Annotated in this window: 15 protein-coding genes; 13 read left to right on the top strand and 2 right to left on the bottom strand. The window is 74.3% G+C overall.

The window, feature by feature from the left end:
* Position 1 precedes the first annotated feature (1 nt).
* The 8 genes from HGA03_RS05590 to HGA03_RS05555 all read left to right on the top strand — a co-directional run bounded on the left by HGA03_RS05590 (position 2) and on the right by HGA03_RS05555 (position 8,926).
* The gene (locus HGA03_RS05590; protein ID WP_168629240.1) at positions 2-544 is read left to right on the top strand and encodes a TetR/AcrR family transcriptional regulator; all 543 of its coding nucleotides are present in this window, start codon (positions 2-4) and stop codon (positions 542-544) included.
* Positions 541-1,413, top strand: coding sequence for a DMT family transporter (locus tag HGA03_RS05585; protein ID WP_168629239.1), 873 nt, complete (start codon positions 541-543; stop codon positions 1,411-1,413). The genes HGA03_RS05590 and HGA03_RS05585 overlap by 4 nt, the downstream gene beginning before the upstream one ends.
* Complete coding sequence (locus HGA03_RS05580; RefSeq protein WP_168629238.1) at positions 1,410-2,291, top strand: 3-methyladenine DNA glycosylase; 882 nt, start codon at positions 1,410-1,412, stop codon at positions 2,289-2,291. The genes HGA03_RS05585 and HGA03_RS05580 overlap by 4 nt, the downstream gene beginning before the upstream one ends.
* Before the next feature lie 56 nt (positions 2,292-2,347).
* Positions 2,348-2,944: a TetR/AcrR family transcriptional regulator gene (locus HGA03_RS05575; protein WP_168629237.1), complete on the top strand. Its 597-nt coding sequence runs from the start codon at positions 2,348-2,350 to the stop codon at positions 2,942-2,944.
* A 23-nt stretch (positions 2,945-2,967) separates the two neighbouring features.
* Entirely contained in the window at positions 2,968-3,915 is a 948-nt protein-coding gene (locus HGA03_RS05570; RefSeq protein ID WP_168629236.1) for a DUF5692 family protein, read from the top strand.
* A 248-nt stretch (positions 3,916-4,163) separates the two neighbouring features.
* Positions 4,164-6,704, top strand: coding sequence for a helix-turn-helix transcriptional regulator (locus HGA03_RS05565; RefSeq protein WP_168629235.1), 2,541 nt, complete (start codon positions 4,164-4,166; stop codon positions 6,702-6,704).
* Positions 6,705-6,781: 77 nt separating this feature from the next.
* The gene (locus HGA03_RS05560; RefSeq protein ID WP_239073641.1) at positions 6,782-7,456 is read left to right on the top strand and encodes an HAD family hydrolase; all 675 of its coding nucleotides are present in this window, start codon (positions 6,782-6,784) and stop codon (positions 7,454-7,456) included.
* 120 nt (positions 7,457-7,576) lie between these two features.
* On the top strand, positions 7,577-8,926 hold the full coding sequence (locus HGA03_RS05555; protein ID WP_168629234.1) for an MFS transporter: 1,350 nt from the start codon (positions 7,577-7,579) through the stop codon (positions 8,924-8,926).
* A gap of 23 nt (positions 8,927-8,949) precedes the next feature.
* Here HGA03_RS05555 and HGA03_RS05550 read toward each other — a convergent pair whose 3' ends face one another.
* Positions 8,950-9,936: an aldo/keto reductase gene (locus HGA03_RS05550; RefSeq protein ID WP_168629233.1), complete on the bottom strand. Its 987-nt coding sequence runs from the start codon at positions 9,934-9,936 to the stop codon at positions 8,950-8,952.
* A 111-nt stretch (positions 9,937-10,047) separates the two neighbouring features.
* Between HGA03_RS05550 and HGA03_RS05545 the strand changes: the two genes are divergently transcribed.
* From HGA03_RS05545 to HGA03_RS05535, 3 genes are read left to right on the top strand one after another with little or no spacing between them, the layout of a single operon-like run.
* Positions 10,048-10,452, top strand: coding sequence for a (R)-mandelonitrile lyase (locus HGA03_RS05545; protein ID WP_168629232.1), 405 nt, complete (start codon positions 10,048-10,050; stop codon positions 10,450-10,452).
* Positions 10,449-10,823 carry a DUF2255 family protein gene (locus HGA03_RS05540; protein ID WP_168629231.1) on the top strand — a complete coding sequence of 125 codons (375 nt, stop codon included), beginning with the start codon at positions 10,449-10,451 and terminating at the stop codon, positions 10,821-10,823. The genes HGA03_RS05545 and HGA03_RS05540 overlap by 4 nt, the downstream gene beginning before the upstream one ends.
* A gap of 5 nt (positions 10,824-10,828) precedes the next feature.
* A complete protein-coding gene (locus tag HGA03_RS05535; protein WP_168629230.1) occupies positions 10,829-11,878 on the top strand; it encodes a S66 family peptidase in 1,050 nt (349 codons plus the stop codon).
* A 6-nt stretch (positions 11,879-11,884) separates the two neighbouring features.
* On the opposite strand, the gene HGA03_RS05530 is transcribed toward HGA03_RS05535, so the two are convergent.
* Complete coding sequence (locus HGA03_RS05530) at positions 11,885-12,796, bottom strand: RecB family exonuclease (RefSeq protein WP_373307702.1); 912 nt, start codon at positions 12,794-12,796, stop codon at positions 11,885-11,887.
* 57 nt (positions 12,797-12,853) lie between these two features.
* Between HGA03_RS05530 and HGA03_RS05525 the strand changes: the two genes are divergently transcribed.
* Both HGA03_RS05525 and HGA03_RS05520 read left to right on the top strand, forming a co-directional pair.
* Positions 12,854-13,969 carry a site-2 protease family protein gene (locus HGA03_RS05525; RefSeq protein WP_239073642.1) on the top strand — a complete coding sequence of 372 codons (1,116 nt, stop codon included), beginning with the start codon at positions 12,854-12,856 and terminating at the stop codon, positions 13,967-13,969.
* 11 nt (positions 13,970-13,980) lie between these two features.
* The gene (locus HGA03_RS05520; protein ID WP_168629229.1) at positions 13,981-15,030 is read left to right on the top strand and encodes a tRNA (adenine-N1)-methyltransferase; all 1,050 of its coding nucleotides are present in this window, start codon (positions 13,981-13,983) and stop codon (positions 15,028-15,030) included.
* The last annotated feature ends 109 nt before the right edge of the window (positions 15,031-15,139 follow it).

The raw sequence follows: 15,139 nt of genomic DNA, 5'->3' as shown, positions 1-15,139 counted from the left end.
CATGACCGCCCGCGACCGCCTGCTGACCGCCGCCGCCCGGCTGTTCTACGACCGGGGGATCGCCGCCACCGGGATCGACGCGATCATCGCCGAGGCCGGGGTGGCCAAGATGAGCCTGTACAACACCTTCGGCTCCAAGTCGGCCCTGGTCGCCGCCTATCTGGATGCCCGGCACCAGGAGTGGCTGGGGCTGTACGCCGCCCGGGTGGCCCCCCTGGCCGAGGACGACCACCGGGGCCGGGTGCTGGCGGTCTTCGACGCCTACGCCGACCACGCCGAATCGGCGCACGAGCACGGCTTCCGCGGCTGCGGGCTGCTGAACGCCGCCGCCGAACTCCCGGTCGGCGATCCGGGCCGGTCGGCAGTCCGGCGGCACAAGGAGCAGGTCGAGGCGATCCTGGCCGGCCACGCCGGGCCGCTGGCCGAACACCTGTCCTTCCTACTGGAGGGGTCGATGGCCCGGGCCGGCCTGGAGGGTGGGCCGGAGCGAATCGCACACGCCCGGGCCCTGGCGGCGGCGCTGCTCGGCCCGGACCGGCGGTGAACCGGCTCGGCGTCCTCGCGGTGCTGGTCACCGCGGTGCTCTGGGGCACCACCGGGACGGCCGCCGCCCAGACCACCGCCGGGCCGCTGGCGGTCGGAGCGGCCGCGATGGGTCTCGGCGGACTCGGGCAGGCGGCGCTGTCCGGCGGCTGGCGCGACCGGGGCCTGCTCCGGCCGCACCTCGGGCTGGTCCTCGTCGGCGCCCTGTGCGTGGCCGGCTACCCATTGGCGTTCTACAGCGCGATGCACCTGGCCGGGGTCGCGGTCGGCACGGTGGTGTCGATCGGCTCCGCCCCGCTGGCCGCCGCCGCCCTGGAACGCTGGCGGGACGGGCGGCGGCTGACCCGGCGCTGGGTCGCCGGTGCCGGGCTCGGGATCGGTGGGGTGCTGCTGCTCGGCTTGGGCCACGGCGACGGCCGGGCCTCGGTGCCCGGCATCCTGCTCGGACTGGTCGCCGGGGCCACCTATGCCGGTTACTCCTGGGCGGCGGCGCGACTGATGGCCGCGGGGGTCCCGTCCCGGGCCGCGATGGGGGCGGTGTTCGGCGCGGGGGGCGTGCTGCTGCTGCCGGTGATCGCGGTCACCGCGCCGGAGTTGATCGCCGCCCGGCACGGGATCGCGGTCGCCGCCTACCTCGCGCTGGTGCCGATGTGCGGCGGCTACCTGCTGTTCGGCTGGGGGCTGGCCCGGGTGCCGGTCAGCACCGCCCTGGCCCTGACCCTGCTGGAACCCGCGGTCGCCGCGCTGCTGGCGGTGCTGGTGGTCGGCGAACGGCTCGGACCGGTCGGCTGGGTCGGGGTGGCGGCGGTCGGGCTGTCCCTGGTGGTGCTGACCCTGCCCTCGCGGGTGCGCCGTACCCTGACCCGGTGACTCTCCCGCCCGGCACCGCCGCGCTCGCCGCCGACCGGTGGACCGCACTGGCCGCCGCGCACGCCGACCGGGCCGACGCGCTCACCGCCGGGCACCGGGAGCGCACCGGCCAGCGGGAGAAGCACGCGGTCGAGGACTTCCTGTTCGACTACTACTCGGCCAAACCCGCCCAACTGCGCCGCTGGCACCCGGGCGCCGGCGTGGCCCTGCTGCCCGGCGACGCCCCGGCCCCGCACACCGGGTGGCGCTGGTACCGCACCGGCGACGACGGGGCGGTGCGGCTCGATCTGCCCGCCCTGCTCGCCGACCGCGGCGACACGGTGCGCTTCGTGCACGGGTTGCTGTCCGCGGTCGCCGCCCGGCCCGCGGCCACCGGCTGCTTCGGGCTGCACGAGTGGGCGATGGTCTACCGCCAGGGCCCCGGCGAGCACCGGCACGCGCTGCCGCTGCGCCTGGGGGAGTCCGGCACCGATGCCGTGGTGGAGTCGCACCGGATCCGGTGCACGCACATCGACGCCTACCGGTTCTTCACCCCGCAGGCGGCGCCGCTGAACACCCTGCGCCCGACCCGGGAGAGCCAGGCCGCCGACGACCAGGGCGGCTGCCTGCACGCGAACATGGACCTGTACAAGTGGGCGCAGAAGCTCGGCCCGCTGTGTCCGGGCGACCTGCTGCTGGACTGCTTCGAGCTGGCCGCCGAGATCCGGATCACCGACATGCAGGCCTCGCCCTACGACGTCAGCGGGTACGGGCTGGCGCCGGTACCGATCGAGACCCCGGAGGGCAAGGCCGAGTACGTGCGGCGTCAGCGCGCCTTCGCCGACCGGGCGGCCGGACTGCGTGCCCGACTCGTCCAGGTCTGCGCCGCCGTGCTCTGACGATCCGGGGACGATCGTCCCATTGACGATGTGTCAATGAGTCCTAGGTTCGAGCTGTGAGCAGTCGTACGGTCCTGGCCCCGGAGGCGCGGCGCGCCGAGCTGCTGGACGCCGCCGAGCGGGTCTACGCCGAGCGCGGGATCAGCCGGACCACGGTCAGCGACGTCGCCCGGGCCGCCGGGGTGACCCGCGGGCTCGTCTACCACTACTTCCCGACCGCCGCCGACCTGCTGGACGGGGTGCTGGACCGCCGGGTCGAGGCCTTCGCCGCCTCGGTGCGCGCATGGGACGCCGGCCGCACCGTCGGGGACATCGACGGGGCGCTGCGGGACGTGATCGCGCTGTTCCGGGCCCAGACCCGCCCGGACGACCCGCTGCGCGCCGACCTGCACCGGGTGGAGAACGCGGCGCTGTACCAGCAGTTCGTGGACCGGGCGGTGACCGCGGTGGTCGACACCCTGCAGCTGACCACCGTCGAGGCCTACGCCGCCCGGCACGAGCTGGCGATCGACCACGTCCGCTCCACCTTCGTCGTGCTGCTGCACGGCCTGGTCGGGCTGGTCCGCACCGAGCCTGACACCCCCGACCAGGTGCTAGCCGCCCTGGTCCGCCAGACCCTCCGGCTCGACCTCGTCGACCGTCCCCCTCGGTAGTACCCGTTCGCAAGGAGGCGACCGTGTTCCTGTTCGAATCGATCCCCTGGTACTCGGGGGTGATGTGGTGTGTCGTCCTGGCGGCGCTGATCGGCCTGAACGAGGTGACCCGGCGCTGGCGGGCGGCCGGGCTGGCGTTCTTCGTCGCGCTGCCGATCGTGCTGACCATCTTCGTCTGGCCGCAGACCGCGGGCGCCGGGTCGAGCACCGGCACCTGGTTCCACTGGGTCAAGGTGTACTCCGCGCTGACCGGCTGCCTGGGCTTCATGGCGCTGCGCTACCACCCGAAGCTCGCGGCCAAGCGCTGGGCGCTGGCGTTCCCGGCGGTGATCCTGGCGATCAACATCGCCGAGGCCGTGCTGCGCGACTTCCAGGTCGCCGGGATGAGCGAGGGCGTGGTCGACGGGGTCTACATGGTGCCCGGGCCGTGGAACGTGATGAACGGCATCGCCGGCATCCTCAACCTGGTGACCATCTGCGGCTGGGCCGGGATCTACATCAGCCGGTCGAAGTCCCGGGACATGATCTGGCCGGACATGCTCTGGTTCTGGATCATCCCCTACGACCTGTGGAACTTCGCCTACGTCTACAACTGCGTCGGTGACCACGCCTTCTACGCCGGCGCCGCGCTGCTGATCTCCTGCACCATCCCGGCGTTCGTGTTCAAGCGCGGGGCGTGGCTGCAGCACCGGGCGCACACCCTCGCGCTGTGGATGATGTTCACGATGGCGGTGCCGACCTTCGTCAGCTCCTCGCGGTTCGCCGTGGAGGCCTCGCACGACCCGGCGGCGCTGTTCCTGGTCAGTGCGCTGTCGCTGGCGTCGAACGTGGCGCTGGCGGTCTACCAGGTCCGCCGGATCGTCCGCACCCGCCGCAACCCCCTGACCGGTGCCGAGCTGTACACCGGCCTCGCCTCCTACCAGCGGGTGGTGGCCGAGGAGCGCCAGGAGCGGGTGCCGGTGCCGGCCTGAGCCGGGGTGCCCCGGTGTCGACCCTGCTCAGCACCGGGGCACCCCTCCCGAGGGCGCACCACCTCCGGCACCGCGGCGACCACTCATCGCCGCGGGTGAGTGGTCCCCCCGATCCTGCGACATTCCGGCACTCCGGGCACCGACACCACCCAAACACCACCGGGTACCCATGGGTGACCACCCGGACGCACAGGATCGTGGTCCCTGACGGCGGAGCGACCGCCGGATCGGCGTCGGGGGGATGACGGATGAGTGCGGTGCCGGAGCGCGGGACGAACGGCCAGACGGTGCACTTCGACCAGACGGTGCGTGCCGTCCTGGACTGGCTCTCGCTCGGGCGCGACGTGGTCGTGCGCGGCGACTCCGGCTCCGGGCTGACCACCACCCTGTGCGAGGTGGTCGGGGTGCTGTCCCGGCGGCGGCCCGAGGTGCTGATGATCCGCGCGGCCGGCTCGGCGCCGTTCAGTGCGCTGCGCACCCACCCCTCGGCCCCCACCCTGCGCAGCGGCCCGCCGACCGAGAGCACCTTCGTCACCTGGCTGGTGGGGGAGCTGTCCTCGGAGCAGCCGTTCCTGTTCCTGGACGACGTCGACCGGATGGACGAGGGCACCATCGCCGTGGTGGCGCAGGTGATGCGCCGGACCGCCACCCGGGTCGTGATGTCCAGCGCCACCGACCTGTCCGCGACGTCGAACACCCGGCTCGGGGCGGTGGTGGCGGAGCGGGCGCCCGCCGAGGTGCCGACCCGGGCCCTGGGCTTCGTCGCGATGAGCCAGCTCGCCGGTCACCTGCTGGGCGGGCCGACCGATGTCGCGCTGGTGTCCACCATCTCCGCGCGCTCGGCGGGCAACCCGAAGGTCGCCTCCGCCCTGATCGACGCCGCCCGGTTCAGCGGCGCCTTCGCCCGGGTCCAGGGGGTGTGGGCGCAGGTCAAGCCGGTGGACGACATCCCGCTGGACGCGGTCGCACACGCCATGACCGCGCTGCTGCCGGAGGAGGAGGTCCGAGCGCTCGAGGTGCTGTCCTGGTCCGGCCCGATCCCGCTGGCGCAGGCGGCGGACGTGCACCCGATGGCGGTCTGGGAGTCGCTGGCCGCCCGGCGCCGGATCGTGTTGGCCCCCGCGGTGGACGGCACCCCGACGGTGGCGGTGTCGCCCCCGGCGCTCGGCCAGGCGCTGCGGGCCCGGATCACCCGGTTCCGGCGGCAGGAGATCGCCGATGCGGTGCCGGCCCGGGAGGAGGTCGACGCACTTTCGGTGTGGTCGAACCTGGAACAGCCCGGGCAGATGCTCACCGACATGTCCGTGCTGGACACCGACGAGTTCTGGCAGCGGTCCACCGAACTGGACGGCGTGGTCGGCAACCAGTCGGCCTCGGACGAGGCGATGGCCCGTGCCCGCTGGCAACTCGATCCCAGCCTGTCGCATGCGAACGAGTACCTGGGCCGGTTGCTGCGCCGCTCGAAGCCGGTGCAGGTCCGGGCGGTGCTGTCCGGCACCGAGTTCGGCGCGGACGACTCGCCGGCCGACCTGGCCCTGTTCCTGCTGATGCGCGAGCTGTGGCAGTGCTGGTCCGGCGAGGGCCAGGTCTCGATCGAGCCGGGTGCCAACGCGACCGCGATCGCCGCCGAGGCCCGCAGCACCCGGATCCGGGTGCTGGACGCGATCGCCTCCGGTGCCACCGCCGACGAGCTCACCGGCCGGCGCGGCCCCACCGTCGGCCACCCCGGCATCGACGGGTGGATCGCCGTCTACCGCGCCGCCACCCTGCTGGACGCCGGGCGGCTGACCGAGGCGATGTCGGTCTGCGAGGACGCGCGGCCGATCCACCGCCGGGCCCGCAACTACCTGGACGGCATCCACGGCGAGATCCTGATCGCCCGCAATGAGCTGGAGGCCGCCGCCCGCTGGGAACGCAGCATGCTGGACCGGGCCTACGAGCGGCTGGACGCCTGCGGCATCCGGGTGCACGCCTGCGTCCTGGCGGAGGCGATGCTCTACCTCGGCCAGCCCCGGACCGCCTGGCTGGTCGCCAGTGCCGCCCTCCGCCTGGGCCCGGTCGGCCCGATCGAGCTCACCTTCCAGTCCCGGATGCTCTCGCTCGGCGCGCTGCTGCGGGCGCGCGAGGGCGATGTCACCCTGGCCCGCCGGCTGCTCGCCGAACTGGACGGGCCGCTGTGCCGCCAGCGCCCGGCGCTGCACTCGTACCGGGCGGTCGCCGAGTCCGAGGTCACCCTGGCCACCAACGGCACGACCGACCCCGACGCACTGTGGGCCGCGGGGGAGGACCTGGCGCGCGAGGGACTGGACTACGCCGCGCTGCACCACTGGTGCGCCATGGCGGGCCCGCTGACCGAACAGCAGGTCACCCGCCTCGGTGAGGTGATCGACCGCACCCCGATCCCGCTGCTCGCCCCGGTGGTGCAGCTGCACGAGGCCGTGGTGCAGGACGACCGCGAACTCGCCGAGCAGGCCCTGGCGCTGATCCGGCCGGATGTCAGCTTCCCGGTGGTTGCCACCGCCCGGCGCAGCATCACCGAGCTGGACATGCGCTCGGCCCGGGTGCGCAGCCGGGAGACCTTCGGCGAGACCCGCGACTACGTGTCCACCCGGGCGCTGACCACCCGGGAGCGGGAGGTCGCCGCGATGGCCCGCTCCGGCGCCACCAACCGGGAGATCGCCGAGGAGCTGGCGCTCTCGCTGCGGACGGTGGAGAACCACATGAGCCACATCCTGGCCAAGCTGGACTTCACCTCCCGGGCGGACCTGCTGCGGCTGCCGAAGCTCTGAGCCCCGCGCCGGACAGCTCCCGGCCGCGGGAACGGTTAGCCTTCCAGTGCCGTCATCCCGACCCGACAGGAGTTCCCGTGCCGCACCCCGCCCTTCCCACCGCTGTGCTCTGGGACATGGACGGCACGCTGGTCAACACCGAGCCGCTGTGGATGGCCGCCGAGACCGAGCTGGTGCACTCCTGGGGTGGGCAGTGGACGCACGAGGACGGGCTGTCCCTGGTCGGCAACCCGCTGACCACCTCGGCGGGCATCCTGCAGTCCCGCGGCGTCGACCTGTCGTCGGACGAGATCATCGAGTACCTGAGCGTCCGGGTCCGTGCGGGCGTCGCGGCCAGCACCCCCTGGCAGCCCGGTGCCCGCGATCTGCTGGTCGCACTGGCGGAAGCCGGCGTGCCGCAGGCGCTGGTGACCTCCTCCTACCGGAACCTGGCGCTGCCGTTCGCCGAGGTCGCCGGGGTGTTCGCCGCCGTGGTGGCCGGGGACGACGTCGAGCACGCCAAGCCGCACCCGGAGCCGTACCTGACCGCTGCCGACCTGCTCGGGGTCGACGTGCACGACTGCGTGATCGTGGAGGACTCGCCCTCCGGCATCGGATCGGCGGTGGCCGCGGGCGGCCGGGTGCTGGCGGTGGAGGTGTTCACCGCGATCCCGGACCTGCCGGGGCTGAGCGTCACCGGGTCGCTGGCCGATGTCACGGTGGCGGACCTGGCCCGGATCGGCGCGGGCGACGTGCTGGACAAGCTGCACTGATCAGGCGACCGCCGACCCGGGCTGTCGGTATCGTCCGGATATGCCCGCGACCCGGCAGCGCCGCTGCTCACCGGTCCGGACGGCACCTGCCCGCCCCGCGGTGTCCGCCGCACCCGGGACATGAGCATCCCGGCCACCGGGATGGCCCGGCATCCCGCCGTCCTCGCCTGCGCCCTGCTGACCCTGGAGCTGGTGGCCGGCATCCAGAGCTACCTGCTGTCCACCATCGTCCCGGTGGTCGCCGCGGAACTGGACGCCCGGCACCTGTACGGGGTGATCACCGCCTCGGCGCAGGTGGCGATGTTCGTGACCATGCCCTGGGGCCCGGCGCTGCTGGCCCGGTTCCGGGCGGACCGGGTGCTGCTGGTGCTGACCGGGGCGACCGTGGCCGGTGCGGCGCTGGCGGCCGTCGCCCCGACCGTCGCGGTCTTCGTCGCCGGGCGGGCGGTGACCGGGCTGGCCACCGGTGCGATGGCCACGGTGTCGTTGAGCGCGATCGTCACGGTTCTGCCCTCGACCTGGCGGCGGGTGGTGCTGGCCGGGTACAACGCGGTCTGGGTCGCCGCGTCGCTGGTCGGGCCGGTCTACGCCGGGGCGGTGGCGCACGCGGTCGGCTGGCGGTGGGCGATGGTGCTGTACCTGCCGCTGCTGCTCGCGGCCCGGTGGGTGGCAGCCGGGCAACTGCGGCGCCGGCTCGGCGAGCAGGACCAGCGGCTACCGGTGCTCGGGGCGCTGGCGGTGGCGGCCGGTGTGGCCCTGGTCGGGCTGCTCGGCGACGGGCGCTGGTGGGCGCTGCCGCTCGGTGTGGCCGGGGCGGTGCTGGCCCTGGCGGCCGTGCGCGGCCTGCTGCCCGCCGGGTCGTTGCGCGCCGCCCGGGGCCGTCCGGCGGCGGTGGCCACCCTGGGCCTGATCACCGCTGCCCACCTGGGCATCTGGTCGGTGGTGGCGATCCTGGTACAGGACCGGCTGGGCGGCACCGCGGGCCAGGCGGCAGTGGCACTGGCCTGCGGTGGGATGGCCTGGGCGGTCGCCGGGTTGGCGGTGGCGCGCTGGCCGGCCACGGCGGCGCACTACCCGCGGCGGATGACCGGGGCGCTGGCGCTGATGTTGCTGGGGCTGGCCGGGCTGGCGGCGGCGGTGCTGGACCCCGGCGGCCGCGGCGTCCCGGTGGCCATGGTGGCCTGGACCCTGATGGGGCTCGGGATGGGTTCTAGCTACCTGGACACCCTGAACCGGGTGGTCGACCCGCCGGTGGAGCAGGACGGCGTGGAACCCACCGTCGCCGCCGGGGCCGCGGTGTTGGTCGAGTCCGCCGGTGGTGCACTGCTCGGCACCGCCGCCGCGGCCGCGTTCAGCCTGGCGCTGCGGGCCGACCACCCGGCGCCGGTGATGATCGCGGTCTTCGCGGCCGCCGGCGGCCTGGTGCTGCTGGCCGGCGTCACGTCCCGGCGGACCGCGGTGGCGGGCTGAGACCCGCGGAGCCCCGGCGGGTCCTACAGCCCGACCATCGCCATCCCGCGGTCGTTGTACCGGTTCCCCCGCACCCCGATCCGGGCGGCGGCGGCGTTCAGGTCGGCGACCTCGTCCGCGGACAGCGGCACGGTGGTGGCGGCGGCGTTCTCCTCCACCCGGTTCAGCCGCCGGGTGCCCGGGATCGGCACGATCCACGGCTGCTGGGCCAGCAGCCAGGCCAGCGCCACCTGTCCCGGCGTCGCCTGCTTGGCCGCCGCGACCGCGCGCACGTGGTCCACCAGCGCCTGGTTGGCCTCGCGGTTCTCGGCGGTGAACCGGGGGATGGTGCGCCGGATGTCGCCCTCGCCGAAGGCGGTCCCGCTGTCGACGGTGCCGGTCAGGAAGCCCTTGCCGAGCGGGCTGAACGGCACGAAGCCGATCCCGAGCTCGGCCAGCGTCGGCAGCACCTCCGGCTCCGGGTCGCGGGTCCACAGCGAGTACTCGGACTGTACGGCGGTCACCGGGAACACCGCGTGCGCCCGGCGGATGGTCGCGGCCCCCGCCTCGGACAGCCCGAAGTGCCGGACCTTGCCGGCCTGCACCAGCTCACCGACGGTGCCGGCGACGTCCTCGATCGGGACGTCGGGGTCCACCCGGTGCTGGTAGAACAGGTCGATCACGTCGGTGCGCAGCCGGCGCAGCGACTCGTCGGCGACCCGGCGGATCTGCTCCGGGCGGGAGTCGACCCCCTGGGCGGCGCCGTCGGCGATGTGCCAGCCGAACTTGGTGGCGATCACCACCTGGTCGCGGATCGGCTGCACCGCCTCGCCGACCAGCTCCTCGTTGACGTACGGGCCGTAGACCTCGGCGGTGTCGATGAAGGTGACCCCTCGTTCCACCGCGCCTCGGAGGACCGCGATCATGTCCTCGCGGCTGCCCGGGTTCGGGCCGTAGCTCTGGGACATGCCCATGGCGCCGAGCCCGATCGCCGAGACCTGGAGCCCTTGGCCGAGGGTGCGGGTGTGCATGCTGAACCTCCTGGATTGCCGGATGCCCTCCACCGTACGGCGGGGGCGACGACGCAGGGAGTGACTGTCAGGACCTCCCGGGAACGCGGACGCGGGTGTGCACTGGAGGACATGGAGATCCAGCCGTCCAGCCCGAGCACGCACGCCCCCGCCGACCTGTTCACCGGGGAGGTCTGGTTCGACGTGATCGCCGCGCCACCGGCACCCGCCCGGCTGCGGGCGAACCTGGTCCGGTTCGCTCCCGGCGCCCGCACCCACTGGCACGCCCACCCCGGTGGCCAGTCGCTGCGGGTCACGCAGGGGGTGGCCCGGGTCGGCACCCGGGATGGCCGGGTGGTGGAGCTCCGGCCCGGGCAGACGGTGTGGTGCCCGCCCGGGGAGTGGCACTGGCACGGCGCGGGCCCGGACAGCTACATGGAGCACCTGGCGCTCTGGGAGGTCGACGGTGCCGACGCGCAGTGGGGTGAGCCGGTCACCGACGAGCAGTACCGGACCCGGACGGAGCAGACCCGATGACCGCCTGGACCCCGGCCGAGCTGACCGACCTCGCCGAGGTGGACGAGCTGGCGGTGAGCAGCAACCGCCCGGACGGCAGTCGCCGACCGGAGGTGACGATCTGGGCGGTCCGGGTCGGCGACCGGGCGTTCATCCGTTCCGCCTACGGACCGGGCAACGGCTGGTTCCGGCGGGCGCTGGCGGCGGGCACCGGGCACGTCCGGATCGGCGCGGTGGACCGGGATGTCCGTTTCACCGTGCCCGAGCCGGAGATCGCCGGGCAGGTCGACGCCGCCTATCACGCGAAGTACGACCACTACGGCCCGCGGATCGTCAACACCGTGGTCGGGCCCCAGGTGGTGGAGACGACCCTGGAACTACTGCCACGCTGAGGAGCATGCTCCCGCACCGCCATCCCGACCCGCTCCGACCCGGCGACACGGTGGCGGTGCTGTCGCCCTCCGCACCCGGGCCGGCCCTGTTCCCGGAGGTGTACCAGCTGGGTCTGCGCCGACTGCGGTCCGGCTTCGGGCTGGACGTGGTGGAGTTCCCGACCACCCGGGCGGAGCAGGCCACCCCCGCCGAGCGCGCCGCCGACCTGCACGCCGCTTTCGCCGACCCCCGGGTGCGCGGCATCCTGACCAGCCTCGGCGGCGACGACCAGATCCGGGTGCTCGACCACCTGGACCCCGACCTGCTGCGCCGGTACCCGAAGCCGTTTTTCGGCTACAGCGACAACACCAACCTGCACCTGTTCCTGTGGAACCTGGGCCTGGTCAGCTACCACGGTGGCGCCGTCATGGTGCAGTGGGGCCGCCCCGGCCGGATGCACCCCGCCACCGAGCAGTCGCTGCGCCAGGCGCTGTTCGAGCGCGGTGAGCGCCGGCTGGCGGACCCGGGGGAGAGCACCGACGAGGAGCAGTGCGACTGGAACGACCCGGCCACGCTGGCGGCCGCACCCCGGTTGGAGCCGACCGCGCCCTGGTCCTGGCACGGTCCGGACCACCCGGTGACCGGCACGCTGTGGGGTGGTTGCCTGGAGATCCTGGCCATGCACCTGGCCCAGGGTGGGCGGCACCTGCCCGAGCCCGAGCGGCTGCGCGGGGCGGTGCTGCTGATCGAGACCAGTGAGGAACTGCCCTCCGCCGACCAGGTGCACCGCACCCTGACCGGCCTGGGCGAGCGCGGCCTGCTGGGCGAGCTGGCCGGGGTGATCGCCGCGCGCCCGAAGGCGTGGTCGTTCACCGACCGGCGCGACCGGGCCGCGAAGCAGCGCTACCGGGAGGACCAGCACCGGGTGGTGCTGGACGCGGTGCACAGCGTCAACCCCGGGGCGGTGGTGGTCCTGGACGTCGACCTGGGGCACACCGACCCGCAGCTGGTGGTGCCCAGTGGCGGGCAGGTCCGGCTGGACCCGGTGACGCGCACGGTGCACGTCACCTACTGAGCGGGCTCAGGACGCGGCGGGCACCACGCCGAGCGCCAGTTCCACCGCGCCGGGCGGCACCTGCGGGGCGGTGCCACCGAAGGCCGGGCAGATCGACCGGTGGGCGCACCAGTCGCAGAGCTTGGAGGTCCGGGTCGGCCACTCCCCGGTCCGGGCGCACTCCTCGATCCGGTCCCAGAGCGCGCGCAGCCGCTGCTCCAGGGTGCGCATCTCCGCCTCGCTCGGCGCATGCCGGAGCACGGTGCCGTCGCCGAGGTAGACCAGCTGCAACAGGGTCGGCAGCACGCCGCGTTCCCGCCAGAGCACGTAGGAGTAGAACCGCATCTGGAACAGCGCGTTGCCCTCGTACCCGGCGCGCGGGGACTTGCCGGTCTTGTAGTCGACCACCCGCAGCCGGCCGTCCGGCGCGATGTCCAGCCGGTCGACGATCCCGCGCAGCTGCGGTCCGTCGGCGAGCTGGGTGCGCACGTTCAGCTCGCGTTCGCCGGGCTGCAACCGGTTCGGGTCCTCCAGGGTGAAGTAGGTGTCCAGCAGCAGCCGGGCGCTGGTCAGCCATTCCTCGCGGGCGGCGTCGTCGGCGAACAGCTCGGTCACCTCGGGCTGGCGCTCCAGCAACCGGTCCCAGGCCTCGGGGATCAGGTCGTGCGCGGCCGCGGGGGTGCGCTCGCCCAGCGGCAGGTCGTACAGCCGTTCCAGCACCGAGTGCACCAGGGTGCCCCGGGCCGCGGCGGCGCTCGGCGGCTCGGGCAGCCGGTCGACCACCCGGAACCGGAACAGCAGCGGGCACTGCTGGAAGTCGTTCGCCCGGGACGGCGACAGCCCCGGCACCCGGGCACGCGCGCCCTCGTGCCCGGCGGACTCCTCGGCCTCGGCCGCGGACTCGCCCGGGACCACCACGGGGCCGTCGATCTCAGTCACGGTTCGAGGGTAGGGGCTGCCACCGACATTCCCTGCCTCGCCACGTAGCCTGTCGCCGTGCCTCCCCACACCCGCGGACTCGTGATCGGCCGGGTCGCCGGCGCCCCGATCGTCCTGACGGCGAGCAGCGCGCTGATGGCCGCCATCATCGCCCTGCTGTTCGCCCCGGTCTTCACCGCCCAGCTCGGCATGAGCACCGGCGCGGGCTACGGCATCGCGGCGGTGTTCGCGGTGATCCTGTTGCTGTCGATCCTGGTGCACGAACTGGCGCACGGGCTGGTCGCGGGGGCGTTCGGGCTGCAGGTGCGCGAGTTCGCCCTGACCCTGCTCGGCGGGCACACCCAGATGACCTCGGTCCCGGGCCGCCCCGGGGTGGGCGCGCTGATCGCCGCCTGCGGCCCGCTGTCCAACCTGGTGCTGGCACTGCTGCTCGGTCTCGGTGCCGCGGTCGCCCCGGACGGTGGTGCCGCACACGTGGTGCTGTACGCGGCGGCGTCGGCGAACCTGTTCGTCGGGGTGCTGAACCTGGTGCCCGGGCTGCCGCTGGACGGCGGGCAGGTGCTGGAGTCGGCGATCTGGGCGGCGACCGGCGACCGGCGCACCGGCACGGTCGCCGCCGCCTGGGCCGGCCGGGTGGTGGCGGTCGGCTTCGTGCTGGTGGTGCTGGTCTGGCAGTCCCGCGGCGTGTGGGGGATCGACCTCTACCAGGTGGTGTGGGCGGCGGTGGTCGGCGCGTTCCTGTGGTCCGGGGCGAGCCAGGCGCTGCGTGGCGCCCGGACCGCGGGGGTGGTCGAGCACCTGAGCGTGACCGGCATCGGCGTCCCGGCGGTCGGGATCGCCGCCACCGCGGTGCTGGCCGAGGCGGATGCCGCCCGCAGCGTCACCGGGGCGCAGGCGGTGGTGCTGCTCAGCCCGGACGGCCGGCCCGCCGCCTACATCGACCCGGCCGCCGCCGACGCCGTGCCCGCGGTGGACCGCACCCGGGTGCCGGTCACCGCGGTGGCGGTCGGACTGGCCGCCGGGGCGGTGGTGGACGCCGATCTGCGCGGCGAGGCGCTGCTGTCCGCCCTGGCCGCGGTGAACCGGTTCTCCCCGGTGATGGTCGCCGTCCGGGGCGGCCAGGTGGTCGCGCTGGTGCGCGGCGCGGACGTGGCCGCCCGGTTGCGCTCCTAGACTTGCCGCCCGTGAGCCACGACGAGACGACCACCGACCCCACCGGCGCGCACCTGCGCCGCGGCCCGCTGCGGGTCGGTGAGCGCGTCCAGCTCACCGATCCCAAGGGCCGGCTGCACACCATCACGCTGCACCCGGACGCCACCTTCCACACCCACAAGGGCTACTTCCGGCACGCCGACCTGATCGGGTCGCCGGAGGGCACCGTGATCGCGAACACCGGCGGCGTGGAGTACCTGGCGATGCGCCCGCTGCTGTCCGACTACGTGCTGTCCATGCCGCGCGGCGCCGCGGTGGTCTACCCCAAGGACGCCGGCCAGATTGTCGCGATGGCGGACATCTTCCCCGGCGCCCGGGTGGTGGAGGCCGGGGTCGGGTCGGGGGCGCTGACCATGTCGCTGCTGCGGGCGGTCGGCGACGGCGGGATGCTGCACTCGATCGAGCGCCGGGAGGACTTCGCGGCGATCGCCCGCGGGAACGTGGAGGCGTTCTTCGGCGGGGAGCACCCGGCCTGGCGGCTGTCGGTCGGCGACCTGTCCGACGTGCTGCCGGTCGCCGAGCAACCGGGCACCGTGGACCGGGTGGTGCTGGACATGCTCGCGCCCTGGGAGAACCTGGACGCGGTCGCCCGGGCGCTGACCCCCGGCGGGGTGTTCATCAGCTACGTGGCCACCACCACCCAGCTGTCCCGGCTGTCCGAGGACCTGCGCGCCGACGGCCGGTTCACCGAGCCGCAGGCCTGGGAGACGATGATCCGCGGCTGGCACCTGGAGGGCCTGTCGGTCCGCCCGGAGCACCGGATGATCGGCCACACCGGCTTCCTGCTGTCCACCCGCCGGCTGGCGGACGGGGTGGTCCCGCCGGACCGCAAGCGCCGCCCCGCCCCGGCCAAGGAGCTGACCGACGAGTCCGGCGAGGTGCTGGTCTCCGACTCCACCCGCTCGCACCTGGACCTGCCGGACGAGGCGTGGACGCCGGAGGCGATGGGGGAGCGCCCGATCTCGGAGAAGAAGCTGCGCCGGGTGCGCCGCGAGGTCGGTCAGGCACCCGAGGACGTGTGAGCGGCCGGTGCAGACCGGGTGACACGCCGGTCCGCGGGTTGACCGCGTCGCGCGGAATGTCGCCGGGCGTGGTTAGCCTGCCGCATCGGCAGCCGCACCAGGAGGGACC

The sequence above is a fragment of the Cellulomonas denverensis genome (genome assembly GCF_012396125.1).
GTDB classification, from domain to species: domain Bacteria; phylum Actinomycetota; class Actinomycetes; order Actinomycetales; family Cellulomonadaceae; genus Cellulomonas; species Cellulomonas denverensis.
Note: the sequence above shows the minus strand (reverse complement) of the source record. Positions and strands in the feature narration are given on the sequence as shown.